We start from the raw sequence: 17,433 nt of genomic DNA on the forward strand, positions 1-17,433 counted from the left end.
TCGTCCCGTGATCCACGTCACTCGGGACCTGCTGACGGTGCTTCTCGACCACGCCGCCGAGCGCGACCCGACCGCGGTGAACCTTCGCCTATCCGCCACCCGTGCGGGAGCGTTCGACGCGGACCTCGGATTGGATCCGGAGACGCCCGTCCTGACGCACTTCACGCTCGAGGGCGTCGGCGGCCCGGTGAACGCGGTGTTCGGCGTCGATCTCGGGACGCCTGCCGGTCGGGGCGGCGCACGGTTCCTCTCACATCCGACCGGCCGGCTCGAACTGTCGAAGACCGACGACCTCGCGGCGGTGGTTCTCGTCGCGGTCCCGCCGTACGACGCCGACGGCGTCGCCGCCTTCGACCGCGCCGGCGACGGGATCGAGCTGGTCGTCCTCGACGCGACTCCGCCGGAGGAGTCGATTCCGGAGTGATTCCGACCCTTCTCGTCCCGCAAACCCGAGTTTAAAGGCGACCGAGCGGCTACGAGACGGCGATGGCAGCACGCCCACCAGGCGGCGGCGGGTCCGCGGAACCGGAGGCGATCGAGTTCGGCATCGCCGCGCTCGACGCCCGGATCGAGGAATCGGACCTCTCGTTTCCCGCGACGAGTCGGGAGATCGTCCGCGCGCTCGATCACCCGGAGATCCCCTACGACTCGAAGGGACGAACGATCGACCTGGCGACGGCACTGGAGGAGGTCCCGAAGTCGAAGTTCGAGAACGAGACTGAACTGCTCGACTCGCTGTATCCCGTCTTCGACGAGGCACGCCGGGGCGGCCGCGGATTCCTCGACGGGCTCCGAAACGCGCTTCCCTTCTGAGCCGGGACTCGAGAGGTCTCGGTCTAGGTCGCCTGCTTTTCGGTCTCGACTTCGGGCTCGTCGGTTCCGGTCTCGAGCCGCTCGATGATGTCGTTGATGAGCACCACGTCGCCGACCGCGCGGACCCAGCGGTAGGGGACGATCACGCCGGTGTTGTCGTCGACGCGCCCGGCGAAGAGCTCGTGATTGAGTTCGGCCAGTGCCAGTCCGGTCACCGACTGTGTGTCGAGATCGAGGCGGACGTCCTCCACCTCGCCGACGAAGACGCCGTTGTTCGAGTACACCTCTCTGCCGACAAGGGACGTGATCTCCTCGGGAGCAGCGTTCATGTCCGATACGGTCACGAGCGCGCCTATTAAGCGTTCGTTGTCGAACGACGCCCGTCTGACGCGGACGTTCCTCGTCCTTCCGGTGTCAGGCCGGGAGGATCCCCGTCACGCCGGCCGCCTCGGCGACGACCCACGCCACGAAGAGTCCATACGTGACGAGCAGGGCGTACGCCTCGAGGGTCGACAGGGCCAGATCCGTCCGGAGGGTCGCGAAGAGCAGGACCGTCGCGAGCGTGAGGACGGCGAACATCGGTACCGCAGTCGAGAAGTTCACCGGAACCGCTCCCACGATGAGCACTCCGACGGGGATGACCACGAGCAGATCGAAGGTGTTCGATCCCAGGACGTTGCCCAGACTCGTCGCGCTGTTGTCGTCGCGGGCGGACCGCACGCTGACGAGCGTGTCGGGGAGGCTCGTCGCCGCCGCGATGATCGTCATTCCGGCGAGGAACTCGGGGATCCCGAACGTGTGCCCGAGCGACTCGATGGCCGACACCATCGCCTCGACGCTCACGAGAATGAGGAGGAGGCCGGCGGCCAGCTTCCCCCACTCGCGGAACAGGGCGACGTTCGTCTCCCCGGTATCGGCCTCGTAGTCGCCGGTGTCCTGCCACTGGATGAACAGGTAGAGTACGTAGACGAAGAGCGGGACCACCGCGAGCGGACGGGTGATCGAGCCGGTCAGGCTTCCTCCGTCCGTCCCGCCCGTTCCGACCGTCCCGCCCGTACCGGCCACGACTGGCTCGTAGATGACCGCGAGCGCGAAGGTGATGACGAGCACGGAGACCGCGAGCATGTAGAACTGCGCCTCCTTGTACACGATCGTCCGACTCGAGTCGAGGTCGTCCTCCGTCGCGAGTCCCGAGAGCGCGGGGACGACGAGAACGTTGAAGATCGCGGACCCGACGATCGCGCCGACTCCCATGTCGAAGACGCCGGCGAGCGCGGTGACGACGACGCTCGCGAACTCGGGGAAGCTCGATCCGACCGCGACGACGACCGTCCCCTGGACGACCGGCGGCAGGCCGTAGTGCGTCGAGAGTCCCTCCGCGGCCTCCTCGAGCCATCCGCTGCCGAGCCAGATCAGCCCGCTCGCGGCGACGACCACGAGGACGTTCACGGCCGTGGTGTCGGGGAGGACGCCTCCGAGGACCATCACTTGGTCGAGGATCGACGAGTGCGCCGATGAAACCATCGGTGTCGTCCGTCCGATCGCCCCGTCGATGTCGTCCGTCCGGTCATCCTGGCGATGTCAGCCGTCCGGTCATCCTGGCGATGTCAGCCGTCCAGTCACCCGATCGTCAGGTCGAGACGCTCGCCGACCCCGGGGGACTTTTGTCGATCCGAACGCGAGGGAGTCGCATGGCAACACACTCTGGCGGGTCGGAACTCGACCCGCGGGACGGGGGAAACTTCGAGTACACCGGCGGGGAGGTCGAACGTCCCGACCTCATCGACGCGCTCGACCGACGCGTCGAGGGAGACGTGCGGTTCGACGACTACTCGCGCCGGCTGTACGCGACCGACGCCTCCGCCTACGAGGTGACGCCGATCGGCGTCGTTTTCCCGGAGTCGACCGCGGACGTGGCCGCCGTTCAGGAGTACTGCTTCGAGGAGGGGATCCCCGTTCTGCCTCGGGGCGGCGGCACCTCGCTCGCCGGACAGACCGTGAACGAGGCGGTCGTCCTCGACTTCTCCAAGGCGATGGACTCGGTGCTCGACGCCGATCCCGAGGCACGAACCGCCCGCGTTGAGGCCGGCGCGTACGTCGGCGACCTCAACGCGGCGGTCGAATCACACGGCCTGAAGTTCGCGCCCGACCCCGCCTGGCGCGACAAGTCCGCGGTCGGCGGCGCGATCGGCAACAACTCCACCGGTTCACACTCGCTGAAGTACGGCAAGACGGACCACTACGTCGAGGAGCTCGAGGTCGTGCTCGCGGACGGGACCGTCACGACCTTCGGGGAGGTCGCGGTCGACGACCTCCGCGAGTCCGCCGACCCCGAGAGCGACGACCTGCTCCCGCGGATCCACGCCGAGATCGTCCGGGTCATCGACGAGGAGGCGGACGCCGTCGACGACCGGTTCCCGGAGATGAAACGCAACGTCTCCGGCTACAACCTCGACCGGCTTCTCGCGGAGTACCGCGGCGAGTACGGCGAGGCGGGCGTCGTCAACCTCGGTCGGCTGCTCGCCGGCAGCGAGGGCACGCTCGCGACGGTGACGGAGGCGACCGTCTCGCTCGTCGAGATCCCCGAGACGAAGGCGGTCGCGCTTCTCACCTACGACGACCTCCTCGACGCGATGGAGGACGTCGCGCCGGTCCTCGAACACGACCCCGCCGCCGTCGAGGTGATGGACGACGTGCTGTTGGGACTGGCGGCCGACACGCCGGAGTTCGCGGAGGTCGTCGGCATGCTTCCGGACGGAACCGACTCCGTCCTCCTCGTCGAGTTCTACGCCGAGGACGACGCGGCCGGACGGCGGAAGGTGGCGGACCTCGTCGCTGACCGCGTCGACGGCGCGGAGACCGTCGCCGACCCGAGCCCGGGTGCCGCGGAGGCGACCGCCCAGCCCAAGCGGGCCCTCCACGCCATGGAGGCACACGACGACGAGGAGCGCGCTCGCTTCTGGAAGATGCGCAAGTCCGGGCTGCCGATCCTGCTGTCGCGGACCTCCGACGCCAAGCACATCTCCTTCATCGAGGACTGTGCGATCCCGCCCGAACACCTCCCCGAGTACACCCGGGAGTTCCAGGAGATCCTCGAGGACACGGGCACGTTCGCGACGTTCTACGCGCACGCCGGTCCGGGCGTGCTCCACGTCAGGCCGCTGATCGACACGAAGAACGTCGAGGAGGTGGACACCATGGTCGAGATCGCCGACCGCGTGACCGACGCGGTCGTCCGGCTCGGCGGCTCCGTCTCGGGCGAACACGGGGACGGCCGCGCGCGGACCCAGTGGAACCGGAAGCTGTACGGCGAGGACCTCTGGGAGGCGTTCCGCGAGTTGAAGACCGCCTTCGATCCCGACTGGCTTCTCAACCCCGGCAACGTCTGTGGCGACTTCGACATGCGCGAGAACCTCCGGTTCGACCCCGATTACGAGTTCGACGCCGGCTTCGATCCCGCGATGCAGTGGGACACGGAGAACGGGATGCAGGGCATGGTCGAACTCTGTCACGGCTGCGGCGGCTGTCGCGGCCCCCAGGAGACGACGGGCGGCGTGATGTGTCCGACCTTCCGCGCCGCGGAGGAGGAGATCCAGTCGACGCGGGGCCGCGCCAACATGCTCCGCGGCGCGATGAACGGCGAGCTGCCCGACGATCCCACCGAGGACGAGTTCGTCACCGAGGTGATGGACCTCTGTGTGGGCTGTAAGGGATGTAAGGTCGACTGCCCCAGCGGCGTCGACATGGCGAAGCTGAAAGCCGAGGTCGAACACGCCCACCACGAGGAGCACGGCGCGAGCCTGCGGACGCGGCTGCTCGGGAAGTTCGAGGACCTCGCGCCGCTGGGCTCGAGGTTCGCCCCGCTGTCGAACCTCCCCGGAAAGCTTCCGGGAGCAGGGCTCGTCCTCGAGAAGACGCTCGGCATCGCACGCGAGCGGGACCTGCCGACGTTCCGTTCGGAGAGCCTGATCGACTGGTTCGAGGCCCGCGGCGGCGCGGGCGTCCCCCGCGAGGCGGCCGACCGCGAGGTGCTTCTCTTCCCCGACGTGTACACCACCTACACGAACCCGGGAGCGGGCAAGGCCGCGGTGCGGGTGCTCGAGGCCGCGAACTGTCACGTGAGGATCCCGGACGTGAAGGGAAGCGGGCGGCCGCCCCACTCGAAGGGCCTGATAGACGAGTCCCGCGCGACCGCCCGCGACACCGTCGAGACGCTCGCGCCCGACGTCGAGGCCGGCTGGGACGTGGTCGTCGTCGAGCCGACCGACGCGGTCATGCTCCAGTCCGACTACGCCGACCTGCTCGGCGGCGACGCCAGCGACGTGCCCGACGCCGACGTCGCGGCGCTGTCCGAGGCCACCTTCGGCGTCATGGAGTACGTCGACGCCCTCCGGATCGACGACGGACTCTCATTCGAGGCCCCCGGCGAGCGGCTCGCCTATCACGGCCACTGTCACCAGAAGGCCACGAAGAAGGACCACCACGCCGTGGGCGTGCTCCGGCGGGCGGGCTACGGCGTCGAGCCGCTCGACACCACCTGCTGTGGGATGGCCGGCTCGTTCGGCTACGAGGCCGAACACTACTCGATGAGCAAGGCGATCGGCGAGGGGCTCTTCGAGCAGGTCGACGGGAGCGACGCCGACGCCGTCGTCGCGCCCGGCGCGTCCTGCAGCACGCAGCTGAAGGAGCGGGACGACGCGGCCGAGGAGCCGCCACACCCGGTCGAGAAGCTGGCGGCGGCGCTGGCGTAGTCGGGTGCGGGCGGACTCGAGTGAGCACCGTCGGACCCGGCCTCAGGACCCGTCCGAACCGGGAATCACGCGGTCGCGGATCCGCTCGCGACGCCGTTCCAACAACCCCCGTACGCCCTTCCCCGGGCCGCCCTCGATCGGCCACCCCTTCGTCCGCCACGCCGGCGGCTCCGGCGAGAACTCCGGACACGAGCCCGAACACTCGCGCGCGGTGGGACATCGACCTTTCGCCGCACAGTGGGGGACGAGCGCCCGTCCGGCACGCCGGAGTTCGAAGTGCCGGCAGTCCGGACGCATCGTGTCGTGATAGGAGCGCCAGCCCTTGCCATAGGCCCGCTCCGCGATCTCCAGCCGACGGGTGACCGTCTCGGAATCACGGCCCTCCGGCTCGCTCGGTGCGAGGTCGCTCGGCAGCCAGTCGACGGTCGCGGCGGCCGCGTCGACGGCGAACCCGTCCGCGCCGGATCCCTCGCCGCCGAACCCCGTGGTCAGGATGCCCGCCTCGACCGGCATCGACCGGAGCAGTGCGGGCTCGACTCGATGGCCGGTCGCTTCCGTCGCGAGCCACACCTCGTCGGCGAGGGCGGTCTCGACGTCGTGGGCGAGCTGGTCGGCGAGCGCGTCCGCCGCCGACCGGTCGAGGTCGGGCTTGTTCTCGATCGCGACGATCCGTTCGACCCAGTCCGGGTACGGCCCGATCCGACGGATCTCGATCCGATTCCCTCGGCGTCGTTTCTCGATCAGGTCCCGTCCCGCGGCGCGGTGGACCGCCTGCCGGACGTAGCGCCACGAATACCCCGGATCGGGGAGCGCGTCGCGGTACCACTCCCACCCTTCCGGCGCGTCCCGGACGACGTGGAGGAGGTCCGAGTCGAGGCTCCGATCGCCGAAGGCTCGCCGCGCGGCGAACGCTTCCGGGTCGACCTCGATCACGACGGTGTCCCAGCGTCGCCGCTGCGTTCCGAGCTGTCGGGAGACTATCGCCGGGCGGGGGTCCGCGTCCGGATACCACGACAACTCGGCGTACCGACAGACGAGCAGCTCGTATCCGAACTCGGAGTCCGGGATCACGGGCGTCGCCGTCGTCGTCGTCGCGGTCGACGATGCGGACGTCCCAGGCGAGTCGATGCCGTCGTCACCACTGTCACCGCCGCCTCAGACGTAACCGTCGTCGGCCTCCTCCTGTAGCTCGTCGAGATACTCGTGGGCCTCCTCGAGGATGTCCCGCGGGCCGTCCTGGGTGATCGTGTTGATCGCCTGCTCGTAATCGCGCCACTGGAGGTCGCGGTGCTCCTTCGAGAGCTCCGCGCTCGCCTCGAAGGAGCGTGCGATGAACAGGTGGACCGTCTTGTGGATCGTCTCCCCACCGGCCTCGAACACGTAGTCGTACTCCCGACGGAAGCCGTCGATGAGGCGGAAATCGTCGATCCCGGCCTCCTCGGACACCTCCCGTATCGCCGTCTGCTGGAGCTCCTCGTCGCCTTCGATCCCGCCTTTGGGGAACTCCCAGTCCCCCGGTCGGCTCTTCAGGAGCAAGTACTCCCGTTCGCCGCGGGTATCGCGGAAGAGGATGGCTCCGGAACTGGTCGCTTCGACCGTCATTAGCCTCAGGTAAGCAACCACCGGTAAAGAGGGTGTCGGAATTGCCGGTTCCGAGACCCTTTCGAGCGCTCTCGGCGGATCTGCGCGTTCCGTCGGAACGGGCGGCTCGATGACGCGGTCGTCGTCACTCGGGAGGGACGAGCGTCACCGTCCAGTAGATGTGTTTTTACGCCTCGGGGAACCATTCATCCACGACCCCCAGCCATGACCTTCGTCACGAAACTCTCCTTCGCCTCCGGCGACCGCGACGTGCTCGCCGAGACCGTCCAGGACCTCAAAGACACCCTCGAACGGAAGGGCGCGGAGTGTAAGGGCCCGCACGCCTCCCCGCCCGAGACCGTCAGCGTCCCCCAGTACAAACGCCTCCGTGCCGGCGACGAGTTCTCGCCGTGGCGGTACGACGTGTACACGCGGTCGATGGAGATCCACGGCGCGGACGACGTCGCCCGCGACGTCGTCGGCCGCGACTTCCCGGACTCGATCCACGTCGAGGTCGAGGTCGACCGGAAGAAGCCGCTCGGACATCGGCGCGATTGAATCGCCGGTGTCGCGACCGAACCCCGGACGCTTCCCCTGCCGAAGGAGGCGACGTCGATCACCGGCCGAAGGGGGCGACGCCGACCGCCACTCGACCTTTTAAGACGTCCGGCGGTCATCGGAACGCATGAGCGTCCAAACCGACGACGAGTACAGCGAGTTCCGACGCGACCTCCATCGACACCCCGAGCCCGCGTGGTGTGAGTTCTACACCACCGCCCGGATCGTCGAGGCGCTCCGCGAGCGCGACCTCGACGCGATCCACGTCGGGCCCGACGCGCTCGAGGAGGAGTCCCGACGGAACGTCCCCGACGACGAGGAGCTCGCGAAGTGGACCGACCGCGCCCGCGAGGCCGGCGCGGATCCCGATATCCTCGATCAGCTCGAGGGAGGATACACCGGCTGCGTCGCGGTCGCGGAGCGCGGCGACGGCCCGGTCGTCGGTCTCAGAGTCGACATCGACGGATTGCCGATCCTCGAGTCGGACGACGACGACCACGCGCCGGTCGCGGAGGGCTTCCGCTCGGAGAACGAGGGGTACATGCACGCCTGCGGACACGACTCGCACGCGACCATCGGCCTCGGCGTGCTCGACGCGGTCCTCGACTCCGACTTCTCGGGCACGCTCAAGGTGTTCTTCCAGCCCGGCGAGGAGAAGATCGTGGGCGGGAAGCCGATGGCCGAATCCGGTCTCCTCGACGACGTCGACTACTTCTATGCGGTCCACATCGGGCTCGACCATCCGTCGGGCGAGGTCGTGAGCGGGATCGACGGCTTCCTCGCGGTGAGACACTTCCTCGCGGAGTTCGAGGGCGAGCCGTCCCACGCGGGCGCGCGCCCCGAGCAGGGTCGGAACACGGTTCAGGCGATGGCGGCGGCGATACAGAACCTCTACTCGATCCCGCGGCACGCCGACGGCGCGACGCGGGTGAACGCCGGGCTCGTCGGCGGCGGCACGGCGACGAACATCATTCCCGAGGAGTCCCACATCGAGGGCGAGGTCCGCGGCGAGAGCACGGAACTCGCGGACTACATGTTCGACCACGCGGAGCGGATCCTCCACTCGGCGGCGGAGATGCACGACTGCTCGGTCGACGTGGCCACGATGGGCGGCGCGCCGAGCGCGACGAGCGACGGCGCCCTCTCGGACGTCATCGGCGAGGTCGCCCGCGACGTCGACGGCGTGACGGGCATCGTCGAGAGCGCGGACCTCGGCGGGAGCGAGGACGCGACCTTCATGATGGACCGCGTCCAGGAGCGCGGCGGACTCGCCTGCTACGTCGGCGTCGGCACCGACCACCCCGGCGGCCACCACACCTCGACGTTCGACGTCGTCGAAGACGACATCGGGATCGGGATCGACGTGCTCTCGGCGGCGATCCGGAAGGTCGCCGAGACGCGACCCTGAAGCGGGCGAGCGTACCGACTTCGACCCGCCGAGCGCGCCGGCAGGGACTTCGCCCGACGGTAGGTTTAGGCGGCCGCAGCCCGTGATCTGGGGCATGGAGGCCGTCCTCTGGTACGTCCTCACCGGGACCCGAGGCGGCCCGAATCGGGTCCGAATCCTGCGGGCGATAGACGAGCGTCCGCGAAACGCCAATCAGCTGGCCGAGCGGCTCGATCTGGACTACACGACGGTCCGTCACCACCTCGACGTGTTGCGCGACCACGACGTGGTCGAACGCACCGGCGACGGCTACGGGACGGTGTACTACCCGACCGAGGGGACCAGAAACCACTGGGAGGTCGTCGAGGAGATCGCGGACGCCTCCCCGGCGTGACCCGGCGGGCAGCGCACGGGACGTGGCGGGGCGGGACTCGGATACGAACCAGGGAGGACCGGAGACCGGACTACGGCGCGGGCACGGGGGAATCGTTGTCTCCCGCGCGCTCGCGCAGTTCGGCCCGTTCCTCCTCGGTCATCGGTTCGTAGTTCCGTGCCGCCTCCAGGATCGCGGGCAGGAGTTCGGGGTCGCCCGCGCTCGGAATGGAGGTCATGCCGTGTGACAGGGCGAACCGGAGACATTCTTCGAGCTCGGTCGCCGTGTCGTAGGGCTCGTACCACGTGTCGTAGGGCCGCTCTTCGGCCGGCAGGTCCTCGGGCCACGGCTGCTTCGCGAAGCCCTTGATACACAGCGTCCCGAGCCCCTCCTCCTCGGCGAGGTCGAGGACGGACCCGTAGTCGTACTCCGGCCCGTCCTTCGCTGCCAGCGTGTAGTTGAACGGGAACATCACGGTTTCCAGTTCGTCGATGCGCTTTATCGCGGTACGGATGAGGCTCGGATCGCCGTGGCTGGTCAGCCCGATGTGGTCGATGAGGCCCTCCTCTTTCGCCTCGACGAACGCCCGTAACGCACCCGGATCGTGGTCCCCCTGTGCCATCTCCGGAGAATAGTCGCCCGTGATGGCGTCGAGTTCGTCGTATCGGGTGACCGCGTGGAACTGGTAGAGGTCGATCTCGTCGACGCCCAACCGGTCGAGCGACCTGTGGAGTTCCCCCCAGGCGCCGTAGTAGGTCCGTTCCTGTGTTTTACAGCCGAGGAAGACCTCGTCCCGGTGTTCGTTCAACTTGGGGGCGAGTTTCACCTCGGCGTCGCCGTAGGTCGGGGCGACGTCGAAGTGGTTGACGCCGGTGTCGACGGCCTCCTCGACCATCGCGTCGGCCCGCTCCTGTTCGACGTAATTCAACGCGATGGTACCGTACGTCAGGACGCTGCTCTCGTGGCCAGTGTCGCCGAGTGGACGGGTCTCCATACGGTACCAGTGACGCGTTCCGCCTTAATCCCCAGCCACGGTCCAGACCGGCGAGGACGGCCTGGCTCAGTACTTCGGCTCCGCGCCGGTCGTCTCGTAGATCCGGTCCATGATCGCGTCGCGCTCGCGGGTCCAGTTGGCCATCGCGGCGGGGCTCGTCGGATACGACTCGTAGTGGGAGAGCAGCTCGTCCGCCAGCGACTTGGTCTGATAGAAGTTCCGGATGGTCCCCCAGTAGCCGAAGCTCTTGACCGCGGCCTTCAGCTTCAGGCCGAACGACATCGACGTCGACCCCTCGTAGAGCGCCTCCGCGAGGTTCTCGCCCGGCAGCGACGCGAGGAGCCCCATCAGGTCGTCGACGTCGACGGCGGTCGAGAGGACGTTGTACACGTCGAGGCCGGCATACCGACCGCCGAAGTGGTCCATCACGCGCGTGTTGTACCGCCAGAGGTTCTCCTCGCTCACGTCGCCGTCGGAGACGGCCTTGACCGCCTGCTCGCCCGCGTACTTCCCGGCGTAGGCCGCGCCGGCGATCCCGCCGCCCGTCGTCGGGTTCACGTGACCCGCGGCGTCGCCGACGGCCAGGTATCCGGGCGCGACCGCGGAGTCGTACGGTCGCCGCGTCGGCAGCGCGGCCCCGAGCTTGTCGCGCACCTCCGCCCCCTCGAACTCCGGCCGGTTCCGGAGGTCGCGTTTCAGCGCCTCGACCAGCTTCATCGGCTCCTCGTTCATCTGGAAGCCGAGCCCGGCGTTGATCTCCGTCGCCGTCCGCGGGAAGTACCAGAGGTATCCCGCGGCGCGGTCGGTCGGCTTGAACACGAGCGCGTCGTCCCACTCGACGGGCTCCGGCACCTCGACGATCTCGCGGTAGGCCGAACAGAACTGCGAGTACCGCACGTTCGTGTCGAAGGTGGTTCCCTCGAAGTCCGCCTTGTCCTGGAGCAGCGATAGCGAGCCCGCCCCGTCGATGACGAGGTCGGCCTCGTAGGTCACTCGGTCGCCACGACGCGCCGCGTCGAGTCCGGTCACGCGGCCGTCCTCGGCCTGTCGTACGTCGTTGACGACGGTGTCGTAGTGGAAGTCGACGCCCGCGTCGGCGGTCGCCTCGATGATCCGCCGGCCGTACTCCCAGCGGTCGATGACGGCGAGCTCGCCGGGAACCGGGATGTCGAGGACGGTGTCCTCCTTCGGGATCTCGAACCGTCCGTGGTCGACGCCGGTGTTCGTAAAGGCCGGCTCCAGCCGCTCTTTGGGGATCGCCTCCGGGAACTCGTCGGCTCCCTTCAAGGCGTCGCCACAGGCGATGTGGCCCGCCTCCTCCTCGTCCTTCCGCTCGAGGACGGCGACGTCGAGCCCCTCGTTCGCGATCGTCGTGGCGGCGTAACAGCCGGCGGTACCCGCGCCCGCCACGACGACGTCGTACTCGTCGATGCTCATTACCGTGTCGTGTCCCGCCGCCGGCAAAACTCTTTGTTCCCGTTTCGGTCGCGACGACGGCGACGGAATCATCACGAAGCGAGGATCAGCAGCGACGACGGAACGGCCGGAACGGCTACTCCTCCGTCTCGTAGTGGTCGCCGGCGGCCGCGGGGAGTCGGGTTCGCCCGACCAGCGCGAGGACGACGATCACGACCACGTACGGGATCGTCTGAACCAGCGTGTCGGGGACCGCGTAGCCGAGTTGCTGGAGCCGGATCTGGATCGCGTCGAGCCCCGCGAACAGCACGCCGGCCCCCAGCGTCCCGAGCGGGTTGTAGTTGCCGAACAGGTACGCCACGATGGCGATGAAGCCCTTCCCCTGGACCATCGTCTCGCCGGAGCCGACGAACTGGCCGATCGAGAGCGCGAGCGCCGACCCCCCCACCCCGGAGAGCACGCCCGACAGCAACACCCCGGCGTACCGGACCCGCGAGACCGAGACGCCGACCGTGTCGAGCGCCTTCGGATTCTCGCCGGACGCTTCGAGGTGTTTCCCGAAGGCCGTGCGATTGAGCGCCCACCACGACGCGACCGTCGCGACGACGACCATGACGGCGGAGTACCGCCATCCGACGTTCGCACCGAGGTTCGGCGTGTTGACGCCGCCGAAGAAGACCGTCGACATGAACGGCGCGAGCCCCAAGGCGATCAGCCACACCGCCAGTCCGGCGATGATCTGGTCCGCCTTGAACTCGATACAGACGACGCCGAAGACTCCGGCGAGAAGCGTCGAAGCGGCTATCCCCGCCATGAACCCGATCCAGATGGCGGGGATCCCGAGAACCGCGTTCCCGATCCCGACGACGGACGCGACGTAGACGGAGGCGAACGCCGAGATGATCAACAGCCCCTCCAGACCGATGTTGATCACGCCGCTCTTCTCGGCGAATATCCCGCCGAGCCCGGCGAGGACGATCGGCGCGGCGAGCCGCGCCGTCGACGCGGCCGTGCTCGTCGAGAAGACGATGCCCGCGAGGTCGCCGGCGACCGATCCCGGGAACAGCAGGCCGAACAGCCCCAGAAGCCCGAGGGTTCCGACGACGCCGACGACGAGCGAGCGCACGTACTCGTCGTCGATGAGGTCGTCGAGGAGCGGGACGGGAACGTCCGCGAGCGGGTTACGCATCGGCCTCACCTCCGCCGACCGCGGCTGCATCGCTTCCGCTTCCGGCCGCGTCGCCGCTCGCCTCGCTCTCGCCGTCCTCGCCCCCCGTCCCGGAGGTTCCCGGTCCCCCCGGTCCGTCCGACCCCAGCCCGGCGTACCGCCCGGCCATCCGGAAGAACTCCGGCATGGCCACGAAGAGGATGATCAGCCCGCGCAACACGCCGACGAGCTCCGTCGGCACGTCGGTTCGGAACCCGATCTCGAGGGCGCCGCCCTTCAGGAGACCGAACAGGAACGCGGCCGGGAGCACGCCGAGCGGGTTGTTCCCCGCCAGGATCGAGACGGTGATCCCGTCGAAGCCGAGGTCGGGAACCGACTCGATCCACCGTCCCTCCGACATCAGCACCCACACCGCGCCGCCGACGCCCCCGAGCGCCCCGGAGAGCGTCATCGCACGCACGGTCGTCAGCTTCGCGTTCACGCCGCCGTACTCCGCGGCGGCCGCCTGAACTCCGCTCGTGCGAAGGTCGTAGCCGAACGGCGTGTGCTCGACGGCGTAGTAGAGCCCGCCGATGAAGCCGACGGCGACGAGAAGCGCGAGCAGCGCGAAGTCGCTGGAGTTCGGGAACAGCCAGGGTCGGAACTGCGCGTACTCGGGGACGTACCGGGTCGCGACGACGGACGAGCCCTCCGCACGGAACACCTCCAACACCAGCACGTACGCGACGTTCGCGGCGACGAAGTTGAGCATTATCGTGGTGATGACCTCGTTGGCGTCGGCGTACGCCTTCAACGCGCCGGGTATCGCCCCCCAGAGGCCGCCGCCGACCGCGCCGGCCAGGGTGCCGACGGCGACGACGACGACGCCGGCGATCGGTCCGGCCGGGAGCAGCGGCGCGATGGCGAGCACCGTCAACGCGGTCGCGAGCGCGCCGACGACGAGCTGTCCCTGCGTCCCGATGTTGAAGAGCCCGGCACGGAACGCCACCGCCACCGAGAGCCCGGTGAAGACCAGGAGCGTCGTCTCCGAGAGCGTGAGCCCGAACGAGAGGTTGAACGGCGTCCACGCGGCGTTGAAGATCCCCGGCTCGCCGACCGCGAACGGGTAGCCGAGCGCACCGTTGAACAACACGACGTACACCTCGATGGGGTCGTAACAGAACCCGAGCCCGGTGACGGGCATCGTCCAGGCGGCGGTGCTACACTGCGCGATCCGTCCCGAGACGAGCACGATGGCGAACCCGACGCCGATCGACAACAGGATCGCCGCGAGGCTGATGAGGACTCGCTCGGCGACGCTCCGGTCGACGAACGGTTCGAGTACGCGGCGGACGATCGCCGGGAGCCGCCCGCCGTCGCGTCCGCTCACGCGCCCACCTCCTCGTCCGTAGCGGTCTCACGGTCCGACCCGCCGGCGTCGTCGGGGTCGCCGGTTCCGTCCGCGCCGTCGGCACCGCTCCCGTCCAGACCGTCGTCGACCGCGTCGTGTATCGCCGCCCCCGAGACGGTCTCGTCGTCGAGCGTTTCCCCGGCCATCAACAGCCCGATCTCCTCCTCGGTCACCGTGGCTGGATCGACGACGCCGGAGAACTCGCCCTCGTGGATCACGGCGAGCCGGTCCGAGAGACCCTGGACCTCGTCGAGCTTCGAGGAGACGAGGAGCACCGCCTTCCCCTCGGCGCGCAGTTCGAGCAGGCGGTCGTGGAGGAACTCCGTGGAGCCGATGTCGACGCCGCGGGTCGGGTGGGCGGCGACGACGAGGTCCGGATCGCGCTCGAACTCGCGGCCGACGATGAACTTCTGTTGGTTCCCCCCCGAGAAGTCCTCCGCGTCCGCGTCGGGGTTCGGCGGCCGCACGTCGTACGCCTCGATCACCGACTCGGCGTGTTCCGTCGACGCGTTCCAGTCGATCCGGCCGCCCGAGGCGAACGGGGGGTCGTGTTGGCTCCCGAGGATGCCGTTCTGTACGAGGTCGTACGACATCACTAGCCCCCGCTCGTGGCGGTCCTCCGGAACGAACGCCATCCCGCGGTCGATGTGTTCCCGGCGACTCACGCCCGCCATCGGTTCGCCGAAGTAATCGACGGAGCCGGACGCCGGCTCCCGCATCCCCGTGATCGCCTCGGCGAGCTGCGACTGCCCGTTTCCGTCGACGCCCGCGATCCCGAGCACCTCGCCCTCGCGGAGCTCGAAGGATATCCCCGAGACCGCCTCGACGCCGCGGTCGTCCTCGACGTGGAGGTCGGTCACTTCGAGCACGCGCTCGCCGGGCTCCCTGGGCGTCGTCGCCGGCTCCATCAGCACCTCGCGGCCGACCATCATCTCCGCGAGCTCCTCGCGGGTCACGTCCGCCGACGCGACCGTCCCGACCTTGACGCCGTCGCGGAGGACGGTGATCTCGTCCGCCGCCGAGAGCGCCTCGCCGAGCTTGTGCGAGATGAAGATTATCGTCTTCCCCTGGTCCGTCAGCTCCTCGAAGACGTCGTACAGCTCCTCGACCTCCTGGGGAGTTAACACCGCGGTCGGCTCGTCCATGATGAGGACGTCCGCGCCGCGGTACAGCGCCTTCAAGATCTCGACGCGCTGTTGGACCCCCACGGAGACGTCCGCGATCCGGGCGTCGGGGTCGACGTCGAAGCCGTAGCGCTCGCTCAGCTCCACCACCGCCTCGCGGGCGGTCGCCTCGTCGACGCGGAGTCCGCCCCACGTCCGCGGCTCGTTGCCTAAGACGACGTTCTCCCACACCGTCATCGGATCGACGAGCATGAAGTGCTGGTGGATCATGCCGATCCCGGCGTCGATCGCGTCGCGCGGTGACGCGAACGATCGGGGTTCGCCGTCGACGACGACCGTTCCCTCGGTCGGCCGGTAGAGCCCGTACAGCACGTTCATCAGCGTCGTCTTGCCGGCCCCGTTCTCGCCGAGCAGGGCGTGGACGCTGCCTCGCTCTATCTCGAGGTCCACGTCGTCGTTGGCGACGACCCCGGGGAACCGCTTCGTGATACCGTCCAGGTGGACCGCCGGGTTCATTCGTCCGTATCTCCGTGTGCGAGGCAAAAAGACCGCGGGTTCGTCGTCGTCGAACCGGCGTCGCCTCGTGGGTCTCGCCGTCCCCTCCGGTCCGTCTCGTCGTCCCCCTCCGGTCCGTCTCGTCGTCCCCCTCCGGTCCGCCTCGCCGTCACGCGTACCGTTATCTCCCCGGCATCCGTGATGACGGTATGGTCTCGCGGTTCTGGCGGATCGTGACCGCCGTGACGGTCTGGCACGTCGCCGCCAGCGTCTGTTACTACACCGTCTACGCCGGGACCCCGCTCTTTCGGAACGCGTTCGACCTGACGGGGTTGGAGGTCGGGATCGTGATCGCCGCGTTGACGCTCGGCTACGCCGTCTCGCTGCTCCCGTTCGGAGTCGCGACCGACAGATACGGCGAGAAACGCACGCTCACCGTCGGCCTCGTCGGGCTCTCGGTCGGGGTCTTCGGGGTCGCGATCGCCCCGACCTATCCGTTGCTCTTGATCGCCGCCTTCCTCCTCGGATCGATGTACGGGAGCGCGACACCGGGGACGAACAAGGCGATCTTCGACCGGATCGAGCCGGGGAGACAGCACCGCGCGATCGGGATCAAACAGGTCGGTCCGACGGTGGGGAGCGCGGTCGGCGCGCTCCTGGTCACGGGAACCGCCGGAGCCCTCTTCTGGCAGTTCGGGTTCCTCGCCGCCGCGGCGGTCGGGATCGTGACCGCGGTCGTCTTCTTCGGCGTGTATCATCGTGCGAGCCCGGGCGAAGCGACGTCTCCCGACTTCCGCGCGCTGTCGTCGAACCGGACGTACCTCGTCCTGTTGCTCTCGGGCGTGTGCCTGGGGGCCGCGTTCTACACGACGACCGGCTACGTCACGCTCTTCGTCGGCGACTCGGTCGGTACCTCGGTCGCGGTCGCCGGGGCGGTCCTGGCGTCCACGCAGGTCGCGGGCAGCGTCGGAAAGGTCGTCGTCGGGACGCTCGCGGACGTCCTCCCCGGACCGGCACGGACGAGAACCGGCGGGATCCTCGCCGTCCAGGCGGCCGGCGGCGGGGTCCTCTACTTCGTCCTCCCCGCGACGGAGACCGCCCTCTCCGCCGGCGTCGTCTTCGCCGGGATCGGCGTGCTCGTGCTCGCCTCGACCGGCCTCTACTACTCGTGTCTCTCGACGCTCGTCGAGAAGGATAAACTGGGGGCCGCCTCGGCCGCCGGACAGTTGGCGGTCACCGTGAGCGGACTGTTCGCGCCCCCGGCGTTCGGCTACCTCGTCGACGTCAGCGGATACGCGGCCGCCTGGTCCTTCCTCGGCGTTCTCTCCCTGGCGGGCGCGGGCTTCGCGTTCCTCGTCGTCGCCGACGTCATATAAGCGCGAC

16 protein-coding genes are annotated in these 17,433 nt (G+C 68.9%); 7 read left to right on the forward strand and 9 right to left on the reverse strand.

Translation table 11 applies throughout. The features are described 5' to 3' along the window. The first annotated feature begins 7 nt into the window (after positions 1-7). Together OKW78_RS00225 and OKW78_RS00230 are read left to right on the forward strand one after the other, a co-directional pair. Positions 8-424: a hypothetical protein gene (locus tag OKW78_RS00225; RefSeq protein ID WP_281193327.1), complete on the forward strand. Its 417-nt coding sequence runs from the start codon at positions 8-10 to the stop codon at positions 422-424. 62 nt (positions 425-486) lie between these two features. Next, positions 487-813, forward strand: a complete 327-nt coding sequence (locus OKW78_RS00230) for a hypothetical protein (RefSeq protein WP_281193328.1) — start codon at positions 487-489, stop codon at positions 811-813. Between the two features lie 23 nt (positions 814-836). Here the strand turns inward: OKW78_RS00230 and OKW78_RS00235 are convergent, their stop codons facing one another. Both OKW78_RS00235 and OKW78_RS00240 read right to left on the reverse strand, forming a co-directional pair. Continuing rightward, the gene (locus OKW78_RS00235; RefSeq protein ID WP_281193329.1) at positions 837-1,142 is read right to left on the reverse strand and encodes a PRC-barrel domain-containing protein; all 306 of its coding nucleotides are present in this window, start codon (positions 1,140-1,142) and stop codon (positions 837-839) included. Between the two features lie 85 nt (positions 1,143-1,227). Then, positions 1,228-2,298, reverse strand: coding sequence for a sodium:calcium antiporter (locus tag OKW78_RS00240; protein ID WP_281194136.1), 1,071 nt, complete (start codon positions 2,296-2,298; stop codon positions 1,228-1,230). A gap of 206 nt (positions 2,299-2,504) precedes the next feature. Between OKW78_RS00240 and OKW78_RS00245 the strand changes: the two genes are divergently transcribed. Continuing rightward, a complete protein-coding gene (locus OKW78_RS00245; RefSeq protein WP_281193330.1) occupies positions 2,505-5,564 on the forward strand; it encodes an FAD-binding and (Fe-S)-binding domain-containing protein in 3,060 nt (1,019 codons plus the stop codon). A gap of 42 nt (positions 5,565-5,606) precedes the next feature. Here OKW78_RS00245 and OKW78_RS00250 read toward each other — a convergent pair whose 3' ends face one another. Together OKW78_RS00250 and OKW78_RS00255 are read right to left on the reverse strand one after the other, a co-directional pair. Beyond that, on the reverse strand, positions 5,607-6,635 hold the full coding sequence (locus tag OKW78_RS00250; RefSeq protein ID WP_281193332.1) for a DUF5787 family protein: 1,029 nt from the start codon (positions 6,633-6,635) through the stop codon (positions 5,607-5,609). Between the two features lie 84 nt (positions 6,636-6,719). Continuing rightward, complete coding sequence (locus OKW78_RS00255) at positions 6,720-7,166, reverse strand: bis(5'-nucleosyl)-tetraphosphatase (RefSeq protein WP_281193333.1); 447 nt, start codon at positions 7,164-7,166, stop codon at positions 6,720-6,722. A gap of 204 nt (positions 7,167-7,370) precedes the next feature. On the opposite strand from OKW78_RS00255, the gene OKW78_RS00260 reads away from it, so the two are divergent. From OKW78_RS00260 to OKW78_RS00270, 3 genes are all read left to right on the forward strand, one after another. Then, the gene (locus tag OKW78_RS00260) at positions 7,371-7,703 is read left to right on the forward strand and encodes an uS10/mL48 family ribosomal protein (protein ID WP_122104589.1); all 333 of its coding nucleotides are present in this window, start codon (positions 7,371-7,373) and stop codon (positions 7,701-7,703) included. 127 nt (positions 7,704-7,830) lie between these two features. Next, a complete protein-coding gene (locus OKW78_RS00265; RefSeq protein WP_281193334.1) occupies positions 7,831-9,111 on the forward strand; it encodes an amidohydrolase in 1,281 nt (426 codons plus the stop codon). Positions 9,112-9,205: 94 nt separating this feature from the next. Further along, positions 9,206-9,484, forward strand: a complete 279-nt coding sequence (locus OKW78_RS00270; protein WP_281193335.1) for a winged helix-turn-helix domain-containing protein — start codon at positions 9,206-9,208, stop codon at positions 9,482-9,484. Between the two features lie 70 nt (positions 9,485-9,554). Here the strand turns inward: OKW78_RS00270 and OKW78_RS00275 are convergent, their stop codons facing one another. The 5 genes from OKW78_RS00275 to OKW78_RS00295 form a co-directional block, all read right to left on the reverse strand. Further along, on the reverse strand, positions 9,555-10,457 hold the full coding sequence (locus tag OKW78_RS00275) for an aldo/keto reductase (protein ID WP_281193336.1): 903 nt from the start codon (positions 10,455-10,457) through the stop codon (positions 9,555-9,557). A gap of 66 nt (positions 10,458-10,523) precedes the next feature. Beyond that, positions 10,524-11,894, reverse strand: coding sequence for a geranylgeranyl reductase family protein (locus OKW78_RS00280; RefSeq protein ID WP_281193337.1), 1,371 nt, complete (start codon positions 11,892-11,894; stop codon positions 10,524-10,526). Between the two features lie 115 nt (positions 11,895-12,009). After that, a complete protein-coding gene (locus OKW78_RS00285; protein ID WP_281193338.1) occupies positions 12,010-13,062 on the reverse strand; it encodes an ABC transporter permease in 1,053 nt (350 codons plus the stop codon). After that, a complete protein-coding gene (locus OKW78_RS00290; RefSeq protein WP_281193339.1) occupies positions 13,055-14,410 on the reverse strand; it encodes an ABC transporter permease in 1,356 nt (451 codons plus the stop codon). Before OKW78_RS00290 ends, OKW78_RS00285 begins: the two co-directional genes overlap by 8 nt. After that, entirely contained in the window at positions 14,407-16,071 is a 1,665-nt protein-coding gene (locus OKW78_RS00295) for an ABC transporter ATP-binding protein (protein WP_281193340.1), read from the reverse strand. The genes OKW78_RS00290 and OKW78_RS00295 overlap by 4 nt, the downstream gene beginning before the upstream one ends. Positions 16,072-16,259: 188 nt before the next feature. Here OKW78_RS00295 and OKW78_RS00300 point away from each other — a divergent pair, with 188 nt between their 5' ends. Continuing rightward, complete coding sequence (locus OKW78_RS00300; RefSeq protein WP_281193341.1) at positions 16,260-17,426, forward strand: MFS transporter; 1,167 nt, start codon at positions 16,260-16,262, stop codon at positions 17,424-17,426. The last annotated feature ends 7 nt before the right edge of the window (positions 17,427-17,433 follow it).

Origin of the sequence: Halorubrum sp. F4, from assembly GCF_027257195.1 — an archaeon.
Taxonomy (GTDB): Archaea; Halobacteriota; Halobacteria; order Halobacteriales; family Haloferacaceae; genus Halorubrum.